The sequence below is a fragment of the Nocardia takedensis NBRC 100417 genome (genome assembly GCF_000308695.1).
Taxonomy (GTDB): Bacteria; Actinomycetota; Actinomycetes; order Mycobacteriales; family Mycobacteriaceae; genus Nocardia; species Nocardia takedensis.
Window position 1 is genome coordinate 264482 of record NZ_BAGG01000061.1, and the last position, 14293, is coordinate 278774.

The following is a 14293-nucleotide window of genomic DNA, read 5'->3' on the forward strand; positions in this document are numbered from 1 at the left end:
GGCCGAACTGGTGGCGGAGAACGCGGCGGGCGAGATCGTCGGCGACCTCTGGATCGGGCCCGGTCCGCGCGAGGCGACCGGCACCGAGCGGTCGGCCTGGCTGTATGACATCTACGTGTTCGAGCCCTTCCGGCGGCGCGGATACGGGTCGGCCGCCCTCGCCGCCGCCGAACGGCTGATCGGCGAGGACGGCGTGACCGGTCGGGTCGCGCTGCCGGGTCATATCCTCGACGTGGTCGAGTTCGGGGCCGAGGACACGAAGTGCTGCAGTTCGTGACAGAACCGGGACATCGTCGCGCGGGCGGTCGGGGTGTCCGGGTGGCGGACCCGTAGGGCCAGGCCTTCGGTGGTGCGGGAGAACCAGAACTGGGCGTCGTCGGTGTGTCCCGAAGCCGAAATGTGGGTCGCCGCCACCTCGCGGTGGTGGGCCGCACCGGGCAGGCGGCGATAGTCGATGTAGGAGGTCATGAACACATCGCCCCTGGTCGGGCGCAATCCGCCGAGGTGGGCGAGGACCGCGCCGGTGGGCATCGTGCCCAGTGCGAGGGCGGTGCGCGTCGCGTGGCCCGTGGCGCGCACGGTTCGATCCGGTGTGGCGGCGCTGTCCACTCGCAGCGGTGCGTTGTTCACGAACCACCCCACCGCCGTTCGCCACCGATCGTGGTGCCGGGTGTGCAGGGGGAACAGCAGCGACAGCCGGTCCCGGCCCGTCAGCGCGCGCACGGCGTGGCCCATCGCGGACGCGCAGCCAGCGAAGACACCGGCCCCGAGAGCGCGACACCATGTCTCGAACCGGTCGGCGCCGACGGTATCGAGCAGTTCGCGCAGTACCACCGCCTGCGGTGCGGTCTGTCCGGGCGCCAGACCGAGGTCGAGGGGGAAAGGTGGCGGCGTGGCCCCGTCGATCCCGAAGAAGTCCTGCCATCCGCGCACTCTCGGGTCGTCCGCCTCGACCCGCATCGCCGCCTGTTCGGCGCAGTGGTCCACGAAATCGCCTGCCTCCGGCAAACTGTCGGGTGGCGCACCCGCGTAGAGGCGGCGCAGGTCATCGATGATCAGCGCGATCGAATACCCGTCGACGTGGGCGTGGTCGAATCCGCACACCACCGTGGCGGAATCGGGACGGTCGATCGCGCCGAGCAGATAGGACGGGTGTCCGAACGGTGCGCAGGCGGCATCGAGACTCGCGCGCAGGACTTCCCGTGTCTGCACGGCGGTCTCGGTCTTCAGCACAAATTCGGCGATGAGCGCCGAGGCGAGCGGATGTCGCAGTCGGAGCGGTCCGGTGTCGCCGGGCAGGAACGAACTGCGCAGTGTGCCGTGCCGGGCGATCAACGCGCGGTAGGCGGCGGCCAGTGCGCGCAGGTCGACGGGGCCGGGAATCTCGAAGGCCGCGGCGAGCCAGGTCGAGGGTCGATTCGTGGCCGCCGCGAGATGCAGGGATTGATTGAAGGACGGGGGTACCGGCGACAGTTCGCCCGCCGCCGATGGGGCGGTGAATCGCACGAACGTGCCGGGACGGGGGAGTAGGTGGTCAATGGTGGTGACCCGCACCGGTCACCTCCCGCGCGCCGATCGGTCGGTCGCCGTCGCGGGCGACGGTGGCGAACACTTCGCGCAGACGAGCGTGATAGGGCGCGAGGCGCTGCTGCGCGAGCGCGGTGTCCGGGCTCTGACAGCCGAGGTAGAGGTGTCGATGGTCGCGGTTGATCCACAGTGAGGCGTTGCCGGTCGGCCCTTCGCCGGTGAACAGCACGCCGCGGTCGTAGGGGGCGGTGCCCGCGCCGGGGAAGCGGCGGAAATCGATGTAGGACAACAGGTGGGGACTCGCCGCGACCCGGGTCGGGTCCGCGCCGGCCCCGAGCAGCGCCGTGATGACCGAGCGGGCGGGCGCGGCGGTCAACCGTTGGGCGCGATCGTATCCGGCCTGGGCGGCGGCGAGCAGGTCACGAAAGGTCGGGTTGCCGTCGATCGCGAACGCGACCGGGGCGAAGTTGCAATACCACCCCTGTCCGGCCAGATGCTCACCGTCGCGGGTACTGGTGACGATCATGCCGTAATACCCTGCCCGACCGGCGATCTCGTGGTCGGCGACCGCGACCGCGGCCAGGACGCCCGCCACGAATCGCACCCCCGCGCTTCGGCATACGGCGGCGAAGGCGTCGGTGTCCGGGGCGTCGAGCAGGTCGAACTCGATCGGGCGCATCGGCGCGGTCGCACCCGGCTCCAGGCCGAGATCGACAGGACAGGAGGGCATTCGACCGCCGTGGTCGGTGAACAGGTCCACCCATTCGCGGATCACCGGGTGGTCGCGGTGATATTCGTCGGCGCGGCGCCGTTCGTCCTCGGCGTAGTCGGGGAATCCGCCCACCGGGACGAGTCGCGCCGGCGTGCCGGTGGTCTCCGCGCGATAGAGCTCGAGCAGTTCGGGCAGCACCAGCGCCTGGGAGATGCCGTCGCTGAGCGCGTGGTCGCAGGCGTAGTAGAGGGTGAAGCAGTCCGCTCTCGCGATCGCGCCCACGACGAAGCCCGGCCACGAGGTCACCGTCGCCTCCCGCGCGCAGCGGTCGAGCAGGTGCTCGCGCGATCGTGCGCCGCCGGGGGTCGCGCCGATCTCGCAGGGCTCGAAATCCACTGCCGCCGAGGGGATGCGGAACCGGGTGACGACGCCGTCCGCCTCGCGCAGCCAAGTCCGCAGACCCGCGTGTCGGCGGGTGAACGCGCGCAGGGCGGTGGCCATCGCGGTGCTGTCGAGCCGACCGTCGACCTCGGTGGCCACCGCCAGGTATCCGTGGTGCGCCCCGCCGCGACGTGCCCCCATCGCGCGGACGTGGTTCTCCTGGAGGAAAGAAGGGTGCCCCTCGTCGGGGTGCGCGACCGCGGCGGCATCGCGAGCGGACCGCGTGGCCCGCCACTCGATCACCGTGCCCGGGTCGGGCGACCAGTTCGCCGAAGCGGTGATGATCACCGGCGCTCACCGACCTGTCCGACCGGCGCCAGGTCGGCCTCGCGCCGCCGTGCGCGATGGCTGTCTGCGCCCGCGCTGTGGGCGAGCACCGAGGCGAAGGTGTGGATGAAGCGGTGCACGTTGGCGGCCGCGACCTCGTTGTTCGGGAAGCGCGCCGAGACCGCGACGCCGTCCGGGGAGCGCGCTATCCAGAAGTAGACCTCGTCGTCGTCCGCTTCCCCGCTGCGCAACGGCCGCACCGCCCAGTCGCGCCAGCGCGCGGCGTCGGGAATCTTCCGCACGTCCAGGTAGGAGACCACGAATCGCGGGATCGCGGTGCTGCCGAGCAGGCCCGCGATCCGCGGATACGGATAGCGCGCCAACGGGCGGGCTATCCGGGCCGCCGCGGCGGCGTCGGTCAGCAGGTCCTCGAAGACCGCGCCCGCGGGGATGGGGATCTCGATCGGCACGAGGCCGACATACCAGCCGAGAGCGTGCGCCTCGAGGGCGTCGCGGCGGGTGTGCACGGGCATCGCGAAACGCAGCGTTCGCGCACCGGACAGGGTGGCGGTGGTCGCGGCCAGCGCGGCCAGCACCCCGGATTGCACGGTGTGTCCCGCCGCGCGGCACCGACGTTCGATCGCCTCGGACTGATCGGCGGTGAGCACCCAGGTCGACAGTCCGCTCTGATATCGCCGCACGGGCGCGCGGCGGTGCGAGACGGTGTCGAGCGGGAAGGTCGGGAATCCGCGGCCGTGGTCGAGGAATCCGCGCCAGCGGTGCACGGCCGGATGGTCGGCGGTCAACTCTTCGGCGGCCGCGCGTTCGACCGCGCCGTAATCCGCGCAACTGGCCACCGCGGGCAGCGCGGCGGGCGTGCCGGTCCTCGCGGCGCGGTAGAGGCGCTGGATCTCCCCGATCGCCAGCATCATCGAGTAGGCGTCCATCACCGAATGGTCCGCGCCGAAGACCAACAGGAATCCGCCGTCGCCGAAGGGCGGCTGGATGTCGCCGATCGTGACGATCAGGCAGTGCGGCCACCGCGTCGGCGCGAGTCCACCGCCGAAGAAGTCCGTGATGTGCTGGTGCACACGGGTTCCGGTACGCAGTGGCCCGATCGCGCGAGCGGTGACACGCACGGCGGGCGGGGCGCAGGTGGTGCGGATATAGCCGGACTCGGTGGCGGTGACCGTGGTGCGCAGCGCTTCGTGTCTGACCGTCCAGGCCCGCAGCGCCTCGGCCAGTGCCCGCGCGTCCAACGGGCCCGGCATCTCGAAGACGGCCCCGAGCCAGGAATTCGAGTGAGCGGCGTCGGGGCGGGCGGAGGCGCGCACACAATGGTCTTCGTGGATACAGCTCAGCGGACGGTCGTCGGGCGAGAAGTCCGCACCGTCCGCGGTCGGTATCCATTCGGTGAGTGTTCCCGCCGGAAGCGGATAGTCGGCAAGCTCGGTGAATTCCATATGGATGCGCCCCAATTTCATTTTGCTGATCGCAAACTGACAACGAAGTGAATCCGCATTCGTAGCCGGTTTTTTCGCACACGACGTCGTGACCCCGAAGGTATCCGTCGATGCCGACGGATCCGAACGTCAGCCTAGAGGTGGCGGCGCGACGGGTCCTGTCGAGCGAGAGTGGCCTTTATCACGGCAAACCGGAGGCGGGGGCAACGCGAATCCTCTCGAATGGCCTGGAAGCAGGGGGTGTCCCCTTCCGGCTGAAAGTGATGTTTCCCGTTTTCACCTTCGGCGTTACGGGTGTGTTCCGTCGGCCGCTGGGAGGTTGCGGAAGAAGATCGACGCACATAGGCTCCCGGTGTTCGCGTGGGCGGCGTCGCCCTTTCGTGCGGGTGAGCTGTCAATTTTTTGCAGGACAGTTTCCCGAAATAACCCAGCAGGAGGACTGATTCATGTCCGCGGGTATGTCTCCGGCGATACGGGCCGAGGGTTTGGTGAAATCGTTCGACGGGCGGCGCGCCGTCGACGGCATCGATCTGACCGTCGCGACCGGCACCGTCTGCGCCGTTCTCGGCCCCAACGGGGCGGGCAAGACCACCACGGTGCGGATGATCGCCACACTGCTGCGTCCCGACGCGGGACAGGCGAAGGTCTTCGGCTACGACGTCGTGCGCGAAGCCGTCGCTGTGCGCTCGCTGATCGGGCTGACCGGCCAATACGCCTCCGTGGACGAGGATCTCACCGCGCTGGAGAACCTCACCGTGTTCGCGAGACTGCTCGGCCGGTCCGGGCGGAGCGCACGGGCGCGGGCCGCCGAACTGCTCGACCGGTTCGGGCTGGCCGAGGTCGGCCGCCAGACGGTGAAGACCTACTCCGGCGGGATGCGCCGTCGTCTCGACCTCGCGGCGAGCCTGGTCGCGCGGCCGCCGCTGCTGTTCCTGGACGAGCCGACCACCGGACTGGACCCGCGTACCAGGGCCGAGATGTGGGACACGGTGCGCGAACTCGTGCGGCAAGGCACCACGGTGCTGCTCACGACGCAATACCTGGACGAGGCCGACGCGCTCGCGGATCGGATCGTGGTGATCGATCACGGCCGCACCGTCGCCGACGGCACCGCCGACGAACTGCGATCCGGTGTCGGCACGGCCACCCTGACCCTGCGGGTACCCGATCCCGATCTCGCCGCGGCCGTGGCGATCGTGGGCCGGATGCTCGGCCCCCGCGCCGAGGTCCGGGCGGGCGAGGGCCGGATCACCGTGGCGGCCGTCGACGCCGGTCCGGTGCCCGAACTGCTGATCGCGCTGCGCGAGGCCGGAATCCGTGTCGGGGAGGTCGCGGTGGCCAAACCGAGCCTGGACGAGGTGTTCTTCGCGATCACCGGTGCGCCGCGTGTGACGGAGGTCGCCGCGTGATCCTCGAAACCCGTCCTGCGGCAACGACGTCTGTCTCGGTGCCGATGTCGGTGCGCCAGGCCGGCGTGATGGCCGGGCGCGGACTGCTCAAATTGCGCCACAATCCGCAGGAACTGTTCGACGTGATCGCGCTGCCCGTGGTCTTCGTCGTGACGTTCTCGACCCTGTTCGGCGGGGCCGTCGCCGGGGCCGTCGGCGGCTACCTGCCGCTGCTGATTCCCGGTGTCCTGGTGCAGGTCGCGGTGGCGGCCTCGGTGGGGACGGGGGTGAAACTGCGTGAAGACATGAACAAGGGCGTGTTCGACCGCTTCCGGTCGCTGCCCATCGCGCGGATCGCGCCCTTGGCCGGTTCGCTGCTGGCCGATTCCGTGCGCTACGCCGTGGCGACGCTGATGACCGTCCTGGTCGGCTTCGCGCTGGGCTACCGGCCGGGCAGCACGGCCGGTTTGTTGGCGGGCTGCCTGCTGGCGATGGCGGTGGCCTTCGCGCTGAGTTGGATCTTCGCCCTGCTCGGTGTGCTGCTGGACAAACCCTCGACGGTGCAGGGGGTTTCGATGTTGGCGCTGATGCCGCTGACCTTCGTCTCCAACGCGTTGGTCCCGATCGACACCATGCCGGCGTGGTTGCGTGGGTTCGCGGCGGTCAACCCCGTCTCGCACTTGGTCACGGCCGTGCGGGAACTGGCGGACACGGGCCGCGTCGGCCCCCAGATCGCGACCTCCCTGGTCGGCGCGATGGTCGTGATGGCCGTCGTCGCGCCGATCACGGTGCGGGTCTACATGCGCCGTGCCTGAGCGTCGGCCCGGATCAGGGCAGCACCCGATCCTCGGTGCGGCGCAGCAGGTGTCGCACGGAGAAGCCGCCGGCCCAGCTGTCGTGGGTGCGCAGCAGCACCAATCGCGCGGCGTGCAGGACGGTGATCGCGGGGACGTAGACGAACGCGGCGCCGGCCGCCATCGCGTAGCGGCGGTGCAGCAACAGGGTGCGGGGCAGGCAGGCCATGTAGCGCGCGAAGGCGGGCACACCGGTCTCCATGCGGCGCGGCGCCACCCCGACGGTGAGTCCGGGCAGGAACGCGTTGTGCCCGCCCGTCGCCTCGACGCACAACCCGGTGTCGACATCCTCGAACACGTCGCGGCGCATCGCGACCCGATCCCGGATCGCGGCCCAGGTCCCGCGGCGCAGGATCATGTTCGACCCGTACAGCACCGGAACCCGCTTGACCTCGCGGCCCCGTTCGCGCACACGCTGTTTCAGCGCGCCGAGTCGGTCGCCGTAGGGCAGACCGTAGGCTTCGCCACGCCCGCAGGCGGCGGCCCAGCGGCCCTCGGTGTCGGCGCCGAAGAACTCGACGACCGTCCGCGCCCAGGTCGCGGGTACGAGGGTGTCGGCGTCGATGCGGGCGATGAGATCGCCGCGGGCGGTGTCGAGTCCGCGGTTACGCGCGAAGACCAAGCCTTGGCGGGATTCCTCGATCAGGACCACCTGCGGATGCCGCCGCGCGACCGCCCGCACGATCGCCGCGGTGTCGTCGGTGGAGTTGTTGTCCACCACCACGATCTCGGTGACGACGTCGAGTTGGTCGGTGAGTCTGCGCAGGCATTCGCCGATCACCTCCTGTTCGTTGTAGGCGGGGATCACGACCGACAGCGAGAGTTCGGACACGGGGTTTCCTTTCGGGGTGGGCGCGCTCGGTCCGGTAGGGGTCGCCGCGCGTTCGATCAGGTCGGCCACCGCGGTCACGGCCACTTCCGCGGGGATGAAAGCCTCGGCCAGCGCTTCGGCGGCGGCGCGCGAATCGGGGGACAGGACCACCGCGAGCGCGGCGGTCAACGCGTCGGCGTCGATGCGGTCGGCGGGCATGCTCGTGCCCACGCCCAGCGCGCGAATTCGCCTGCCCCACAGGGGCTGATCCGCTCCGTGCGCGCAGACGAGCGTCGCGCGACCGGCCCGCAGGCCCGCGGCGGTGGAGCCGGCCCCGCCGTGGTGGACGACCGCGGCGCAGCGTGGCAGCACCCGCGCGTGGTCCACGCTCGACACCACCTTGACCCGGTCGTCGGCGATCGCGTCCACCCCGCCCCAGCCCGCCGCCCACAGCACCCGCAGGCCCAACCGGTCGGTCACCTCGGCGACGGTGTCGACCAGCCTGCGCGGATCGGCGAGCTTCATGCTGCCGAAGCCCACGTACAGCGGCGGCGGACCGGCGTCGAGCCAGTCGCGCAGGTCGGCGTCGGCCACCGGGTCGATCGCGGCCCTGGTCTCGGGAGTCAGGTCGAGGAAGCCGGTCAGCGGGCGGGCCGCACCCCATTCCCGGGTCAGGCCGGGGAACAACGCGGGGTCGTAGGCTTGGATCTCGGGCACGCCGCGCCGCGCGATCCGGGACGCGGCGGGATGTTCCGGAACCGGCAGCCCCAGATCGGCGGCCAGATCCCGTTCGGCCGCCCGACTCGCCCGCCACAGCAGCTGTTCCAGCGCCGTCCAGCCGAGCCGGTGGGCCACGGCGGGACCGCCCGAGAAGGGCAGCAGCGAGACGACGCCGTTGCGGCGCAGCGGACAGTAGTGCAGCGGCACGTACGGAATGCTCAGAGCCTGCGCGACATTGAGCGCGCGCTCCTGTCCGGCGCTGCCACCGACGACGGCGTCCGCGCCCTGCGCCAGCGCCAGCAGTTCGGTCTGCATCGCGCGGCCGTCGCGCACCGTCAGCTCGGTGATCGCCCGCAGACGCACGCGCGGGTCCGGCGAGCGCAGGCGGCTCGCGACCAGATCGGAGGCCAGCAGTCGTCCGGTGTCGGGGCCGTAGGGGCGGGTGTCGAGCCCGGCGCGACAACCGAATTCGACGAGATTCGGCGGGGCCGCCAACGTCACGTCGTGACCGCGCCGGGTCAGTTCGACGCCGAGGGCGACCGCGGGCTGAACGTCACCTCGGCTTCCGGTGAACGCGAGCACGAACTTCATCGATCTCCTCGGCACGGTGGTCGGGGTGGTGACGCGGTGAACTCGAGTGCGGGCGGGGCGATCTTCGGTACGGACCCCGGTCAGCGAACGGCCAGACTAACCACGCGGCGCGCCGATCGGCGCGGTGAGCGCCGTCGCGGGTGCGCTATCTCACAACCATCCCGCAGGGGCCCGCGGACCCGCCGGACGCCACCTACGGTGCGCGGACCGGTCGGAGAACCGCTGCGCCCACAGTCGACAGCAAGGGAGATCGGATGAGGTTCCTGCTCGCCTTCACCGGGACACGCGGTGACATACAGCCCGCAGTCGTGGTGGCCACGGAGTTGCTGCGCCGTGGTCACGACGTGGTGTGCGGCGTCCCGCCGAACCTGGTGGATTTCGCCGCCGCCGCCGGAGTGGACGCGCGACCCTTCGGTCACGACACCAGGGCGCACATGAATTCGGATCTGGTGCGGGAGGGCCTGCGGCGCGGCGGTCCGCGCGAACGATGGCGCGCGCTGTCGGAGATCAGGAACGCCGGCTGGAACCGAGCGGTCGCCGACATGTCCGCCCTGGCGCGCGAGGCGCAGGTGATCGTGACGGGGTGGGTGAGCGAGCAGATCGCGACCGCGCACGCCGACGCCCTCGCGGTGCCGTGTGTCTCGCTGCATCACGCCCCGGTCCGGCCCAATCGCAGTGTCCTGCCGGTGCCGGGCGTGCCGCCCGCGCTGCCCGCACCGGCGGTCGCGGCGGGGTGGTGGCTGACCGAGACCGCGATGTGGGCGTTGACCCGGTCACGACAGAACGCCCTGCGTCGCGCTCTCGCCGCGCCCGGCCCCGCCACGCGTGCTCCGCGCACGGCGGTGGAGGTCCAGGTCTACGACCCGATCCTGTGCCCCGACCTGTGCGAGGAGTGGGCGCCGCGGGTCGCCCGCCCGTTCACCGGCTTCCTCGCCCCGGACCCCGCCGACCGGGCGCGCCTGGGCGACGGTGGCATCGATGCCGGGCTGCGTGACTGGCTCGAGGCGGGCGATCCGCCCGTCTACGTCGGGTTCGGCAGTATGCCGGTCCCCGACGCGGCGTCGACGGTCGCGGCGGTGGCCGCGGCGTGCGACCGCCTCGGCGTGCGCGCTCTGGTCGGCGGGGGGTGGCACGCGCTCGACGTCGGCGCGCATCCGCGACTGCGCGCGATCGGCCCGGCCGACCACGCGCAGGTCTTCCCTCGCTGCCGTGCGGTGGTGCATCACGGCGGCGCGGGCACCACCGCCGCGGCGCTGCGCGCGGGTGTGCCTTCGGTGATCTGCTGGCTGGGTTCGGACCAACCGTTCTGGGGGCGGCGCTGCGTCGACCTGGGTGTCGGCGCGAGCCTGCCCTTGAAGGGCCTCACGGCCGACGCGCTCACCGAGGCCCTTCGGGTCGCTCTCGAACCCGGGACGGCGGCTCGCGCGGCGGCGCTGTCGGGTCGACTCGTCCCACCCGGCGCGGCGGTCGCCGCGTGCGCCGACGCGGTCGAGGACAGCCCGAGTCGCGTGGGAGTCCGCCGATGACCGCCACCCGGATGCAGCCCGAGGACAGCACCTACTGGTTCGTCCGCGAGGCGTTCGGCTGGTCGGTGGTGCTGCAACTGTTGTGGCTGCTGCCCGCCCCACCCGCGCCGGAAGCTCTGCGCGCCTTCAACTCCCGGCTCGCCGAAGGCGTGCTCGCGCGTCGGTTGGCGCCCGCGGTCGTGCCCTTCGCGCGTCCACGGTGGGAACGCGCCGCGGCGGGCCCCGACCTCGTCGTCGACCCCGATCCGATACCTGTCGCGGCCGTCGAACCCTGGGCGCGTCGGGAATTGGACACCGTGCCACTCGATCCCGAGCGCGGCCCGGCCTGGCGTCTGCGCGCGGTGACGCGCACGGACGGCGGCGCGGCGCTGTCGCTGACGACTCTGCATCTCGTCGCGGACGGGCGGTCGATGGTGGCCGCCGCCGTCGACGCGCTGCACGGGAATCCGCGCGATCCCTTGACCCGGCATCGCGCCCCGAGGTCGCCGTTCGCGGCCGACCTCGCCGACGGTGTCGGACAGGTCGCCGCCGCTGGGCGCGGAATCCTGCGCGCGGTACGGGCTTCCGGCACCCGCGCCGACTCGCCGCAGGCCCGTGTCCGAGCACCCGCGCATCAGCGCGCCCCGCGCGCCGAACCGGCCTGGGCGATGGTGAGCGTGGACGTCGCGGACTGGGAAGCGGCGGCGGCCGCGCACGGCGGTACCGCCAACACGCTGTTCGTCGCGGTGCTGGCCGGGCTGCTGCGGACCTCGGGTGCGGCGCGCTCCGGCACACCGCTCGTGGTCGGCATTCCGGTCAGCCACCGGGCGGACGGCGACGAGCGTGGCAACGCCACCGCGGGTGTGTCGGTCGTGCTCACCGACGATCCCGTGCCGGGCGGCGACCTCGCCGGGATCCGGCGGCTCTGCAAGGCCGCCTTCACCCGACTCTCGGCCGGGCAGCGGCCCGCGCACGTGCACCTCACCCCGTTGCTGACGTTGTTGCCGACCGGTGTGGTGGTGCGTGCGGTGTCGGCGGGGTCGGCGATGCCGGACGCGGTGGCCTCCAACCTCGGGGACTTCCCGGCGGAACTGGCCGATGTCGGTGGGGTGACCGCCGACGCGGTCGCTTTCCGCGGTACCGCGCAGGGCGTCGATCCGGACCTGCCGTACCGATTCGGCGACGGTGTGCAGTCCTGGCTGCTGCGCACCGGATCGACGCTGAGTTTCTCGGTCGCCGCGTTCGACGAACGACATATCGCCGACTCCGCCGCGCTGCGCGGCCTGCTCGGCGCCGAATTGGGCAAATGGAAGGTGGTGCACCGACTGTGGTGACCGGAATTCGTGACATGTCCGCGCGGGATCGCGTGGCGGGAGCCGACGAGTCGTATCTGCTGGCCGAGCGGTTGTTCGGGATGTCGGCCCCCATCCAGTACGCCTGGGTGTTCCCCGAGCAACCGGACGGCGCGGCGCTGACCGCCTTCAGCGACCAATTGGCCGCGGGGATGTTGAGTCGCAAGATGATCGAACGGACGGTTCCCTTCGCCCGCCATCGCTGGGTGCGCTCACCGCATCCGCCGTCGCTGCGGATACAGGCCGAGACGATTCCCGACGACGGGATCGGCGCCTGGACCGATCGGACCTTGCGCGAGGCGGCTCTCGACCCGGTCGGCGGGCGCGGGTGGAAACTGGTCGGCGCGCGCACCGATGCGGGGAGATTCGTTCTGTGCCTGCTGATCTCGCACATGGTCGCGGACGGGCAAGGGCTCTACAACGCGCTCGCCGCCGCGCACGCGGGCACCTCCGTGAGCACCTTGCCCACCCAGGAACAGGTCCGCGGGACCGGTCGGGTGGCGGCCGATCTACGCGACGCGGCGGGCCAATTGCGTGCGGCCGCCGCGGCGGGCCGGGTGCTGGTCACCGCGCTGTGGCGCGCCCGCGACATGCCGCGGCCCGCGGCCCGCTCCGTGCCGAGGGCCGTCGCGCCGCCGACGGCCGGGGAACCGGACACCACGCTCGCCATCGTCGACGTCGACCGCCACGCCTGGACCCGCCGCGCGAAAGAGGCGGGCGGCACCGGCAACGGACTGTTCACCGCCGTGCTGTGCGGGCTGGTCCGACGCAGCCGCTATCCGGTCGGCGAGGACGGGACACGGGTCTGCATCGCGGTCAGCAACCGGGAGGACGGCGACGACCGCGCCAACGCTTCCGGCGGCGTGTGGATCCGTGTCCCGGGCGCGATCGGCCCGGACACCGGTCTCGGTGAGGTCCGCACACTCAGCAAGCGGGCGTTCACCGACTACGCGCGGTCCCGCGCCGACGCGCCCACCGACAACCTGCAAGCCGTGGTGCGATTGCTGCCGCGCCCGGTGATCGCCCGGCTCATGCGCGGCATCGCCGGACCCGACACCACCGTCTCCAATCTGGGCGCGGCCCCCGACAGCGCGCTCGAGATCGGCGGCCGTCGTGCCGAATCCTTCGCCATCCGCGCCATCATGCAGGGCCGACGCGCCGCCGACCGCCGTGCCCAGGGGCCGGCCGTCGCCGCGTGGGCGGTCGAATACGACGACAAGATCACGCTGACGTTCTTCGGCATCCACCCGGACCATTTCGGTGACCCGGACCGCCTGCGCGACGACATCGCCGCCGAACTCGCCGACTGGGGACTCACCGGAAGACCTTGGTGAGAACCCCCTTCGGGCGGGTGACTCAGTCCTTGGGCAGCGCGCGCTTGGCGGCGCTGATGCGGCGCTTGGCGATCGCCCAGCGGTGCACCTCGGACGGGCCGTCGTAGACGCGGAACGGGCGCACCTCGCGGGCCAGTCGCGCGATCGGCAGGTCGTCGGAGACGCCGAGACCGCCGCACAACTGTCCGCTGCGGTCCACGATGCGGAAGATGGCTTCGGCGGCGAAGGTCTTGGCGATCGAGGTGGAGTCGGCGGCGGTGCGTCCGGCGTCGAGTTCCCAGCAGGCGTGGGTGAGCAGCGCGCGGGTGGCGGCGATGTCGATCTCGTTGTCGGCGATCATCTGCTGGGCCATGCCCAGATCACCGACACGGCTGCCGAAGGCTTCGCGGCGGGCGATGTGGGTGAGCGCGACGTCGTGGGCGCGTCGGGCCGCGCCCAGCCAGCGCATCACATGGGTCATGCGGGCCGGGCCCAGGCGCACCTGCGCGTAGGCGAAGCCCTGATCGACCGCGCCCAGCACGGCCGACTCGTGCACCGTGACCTCGTCGAAGAAGACCTCGCAGTGCCCGCCGACCATCGAACGGTCCGAGGTGGTGATGTGCCTGCCGACCTTCAGTCCGGGGGTGTCGGCGGGGACGAGGAACATTGTCGCGCCGCCGCGGTCGCCCGGTTCGCCGGAGGTGCGGGCCATGACGATGAAGAAGTCGGCGCCGTCCGCGCCGGTGATGAACCACTTGTGGCCGGTGATCGACCACTGGTCGCCGGTGCGCACGGCCGCCGTGCGCAGCGCCGCGGGATCCGAGCCCGCGCCGGGGGCCGGTTCGGTCATGGCGAAGGCCGAGCGGACGGCCCCGGTAGCCAACGGTTCGAGGAAGCGCTGCTTCTGGTCCGGTGACGCGACTTCGGCGAGCAGGTGTACGTTGCCTTCGTCGGGGGCGGCGATATTCAGTGCCAGCGGCCCGAACAGTGAGTACCCCGCCGCCTCGAAAACCGGTGCCCGATCGCACATCCCGAGCCCCAGGCCGCCGTATTCGACCGGCGCGTGCGGGGCGAAGACCTCGGCCTTCTTGGCGGCGTCCTGGAGACGGACCCGCACCTCGTCGGATCCGGCCGCGGCGATGTCGCCGCCGAATTCGTCCTCGACCGGCAAGACCACCTCGCGGATGAACTTCTCGGTGCGCTCGGTGAGTTCCGCAACCCGCGGGGAGTACTCGAAATCGATGGGCACGCTACCATCCCGTTCGCTCGACTGACCGAGCGATCGCTCGGTGACCTGATGCCTTCGACTATCGCACACGAGGTTTACTAGGGTCAACGAGAGTGACGGT

11 protein-coding genes are annotated in these 14293 nt (G+C 71.6%); 6 read left to right on the forward strand and 5 right to left on the reverse strand.

What is annotated here, in order from left to right; genetic code table 11:
- Positions 1-10 precede the first annotated feature (10 nt).
- Entirely contained in the window at positions 11-277 is a 267-nt protein-coding gene (locus tag ON30_RS13285) for a GNAT family N-acetyltransferase (protein ID WP_051029269.1), read from the forward strand.
- Here the strand turns inward: ON30_RS13285 and ON30_RS13290 are convergent.
- Genes ON30_RS13290 through ON30_RS13300 form a run of 3 tightly spaced genes read right to left on the reverse strand, consistent with a single transcriptional unit; the run spans position 220 to position 4431 of the window.
- On the reverse strand, positions 220-1554 hold the full coding sequence (locus ON30_RS13290) for a condensation domain-containing protein (protein ID WP_040707025.1): 1335 nt from the start codon (positions 1552-1554) through the stop codon (positions 220-222). The genes ON30_RS13285 and ON30_RS13290 overlap by 58 nt on opposite strands.
- Entirely contained in the window at positions 1535-2968 is a 1434-nt protein-coding gene (locus ON30_RS13295; RefSeq protein ID WP_040707027.1) for a condensation domain-containing protein, read from the reverse strand. Before ON30_RS13295 ends, ON30_RS13290 begins: the two co-directional genes overlap by 20 nt.
- A complete protein-coding gene (locus ON30_RS13300; RefSeq protein ID WP_051029270.1) occupies positions 2965-4431 on the reverse strand; it encodes a condensation domain-containing protein in 1467 nt (488 codons plus the stop codon). Before ON30_RS13300 ends, ON30_RS13295 begins: the two co-directional genes overlap by 4 nt.
- A 425-nt stretch (positions 4432-4856) precedes the next feature.
- On the opposite strand from ON30_RS13300, the gene ON30_RS13305 reads away from it, so the two are divergent.
- Both ON30_RS13305 and ON30_RS13310 read left to right on the forward strand, forming a co-directional pair.
- The gene (locus ON30_RS13305; protein ID WP_174387482.1) at positions 4857-5819 is read left to right on the forward strand and encodes an ATP-binding cassette domain-containing protein; all 963 of its coding nucleotides are present in this window, start codon (positions 4857-4859) and stop codon (positions 5817-5819) included.
- Positions 5820-5863: 44 nt separating this feature from the next.
- Positions 5864-6613: an ABC transporter permease gene (locus ON30_RS13310; RefSeq protein ID WP_245554026.1), complete on the forward strand. Its 750-nt coding sequence runs from the start codon at positions 5864-5866 to the stop codon at positions 6611-6613.
- A 13-nt stretch (positions 6614-6626) separates the two neighbouring features.
- Here the strand turns inward: ON30_RS13310 and ON30_RS42040 are convergent, their stop codons facing one another.
- Positions 6627-8774 carry a glycosyltransferase gene (locus tag ON30_RS42040; protein WP_306307375.1) on the reverse strand — a complete coding sequence of 716 codons (2148 nt, stop codon included), beginning with the start codon at positions 8772-8774 and terminating at the stop codon, positions 6627-6629.
- A gap of 254 nt (positions 8775-9028) precedes the next feature.
- Between ON30_RS42040 and ON30_RS13325 the strand changes: the two genes are divergently transcribed.
- Genes ON30_RS13325 through ON30_RS13335 form a run of 3 tightly spaced genes read left to right on the forward strand, consistent with a single transcriptional unit; the run spans position 9029 to position 12965 of the window.
- The gene (locus ON30_RS13325; RefSeq protein ID WP_040707029.1) at positions 9029-10300 is read left to right on the forward strand and encodes a glycosyltransferase; all 1272 of its coding nucleotides are present in this window, start codon (positions 9029-9031) and stop codon (positions 10298-10300) included.
- Entirely contained in the window at positions 10297-11613 is a 1317-nt protein-coding gene (locus tag ON30_RS13330) for a hypothetical protein (RefSeq protein WP_040707031.1), read from the forward strand. The genes ON30_RS13325 and ON30_RS13330 overlap by 4 nt, the downstream gene beginning before the upstream one ends.
- A complete protein-coding gene (locus ON30_RS13335; protein WP_245554027.1) occupies positions 11610-12965 on the forward strand; it encodes a hypothetical protein in 1356 nt (451 codons plus the stop codon). Before ON30_RS13330 ends, ON30_RS13335 begins: the two co-directional genes overlap by 4 nt.
- 22 nt (positions 12966-12987) lie before the next feature.
- On the opposite strand, the gene ON30_RS13340 is transcribed toward ON30_RS13335, so the two are convergent.
- Positions 12988-14193, reverse strand: a complete 1206-nt coding sequence (locus ON30_RS13340; protein ID WP_040707035.1) for an acyl-CoA dehydrogenase family protein — start codon at positions 14191-14193, stop codon at positions 12988-12990.
- Positions 14194-14293 lie beyond the last annotated feature (100 nt).

Bases quoted from the DNA above. Each gene is read 5' to 3' on its own strand.
- ON30_RS13300 (WP_051029270.1), bottom strand. From the start codon at position 4,431: ATGAAATTGGGGCGCATCCATATGGAATTCACCGAGCTTGCCGACTAT.
- ON30_RS13305 (WP_174387482.1), top strand. From the start codon at position 4,857: ATGTCCGCGGGTATGTCTCCGGCGATACGGGCCGAGGGTTTGGTGAAA.
- ON30_RS13310 (WP_245554026.1), top strand. From the start codon at position 5,864: ATGTCGGTGCGCCAGGCCGGCGTGATGGCCGGGCGCGGACTGCTCAAA.
- ON30_RS42040 (WP_306307375.1), bottom strand. From the start codon at position 8,774: ATGAAGTTCGTGCTCGCGTTCACCGGAAGCCGAGGTGACGTTCAGCCC.
- ON30_RS13325 (WP_040707029.1), top strand. From the start codon at position 9,029: ATGAGGTTCCTGCTCGCCTTCACCGGGACACGCGGTGACATACAGCCC.
- ON30_RS13330 (WP_040707031.1), top strand. From the start codon at position 10,297: ATGACCGCCACCCGGATGCAGCCCGAGGACAGCACCTACTGGTTCGTC.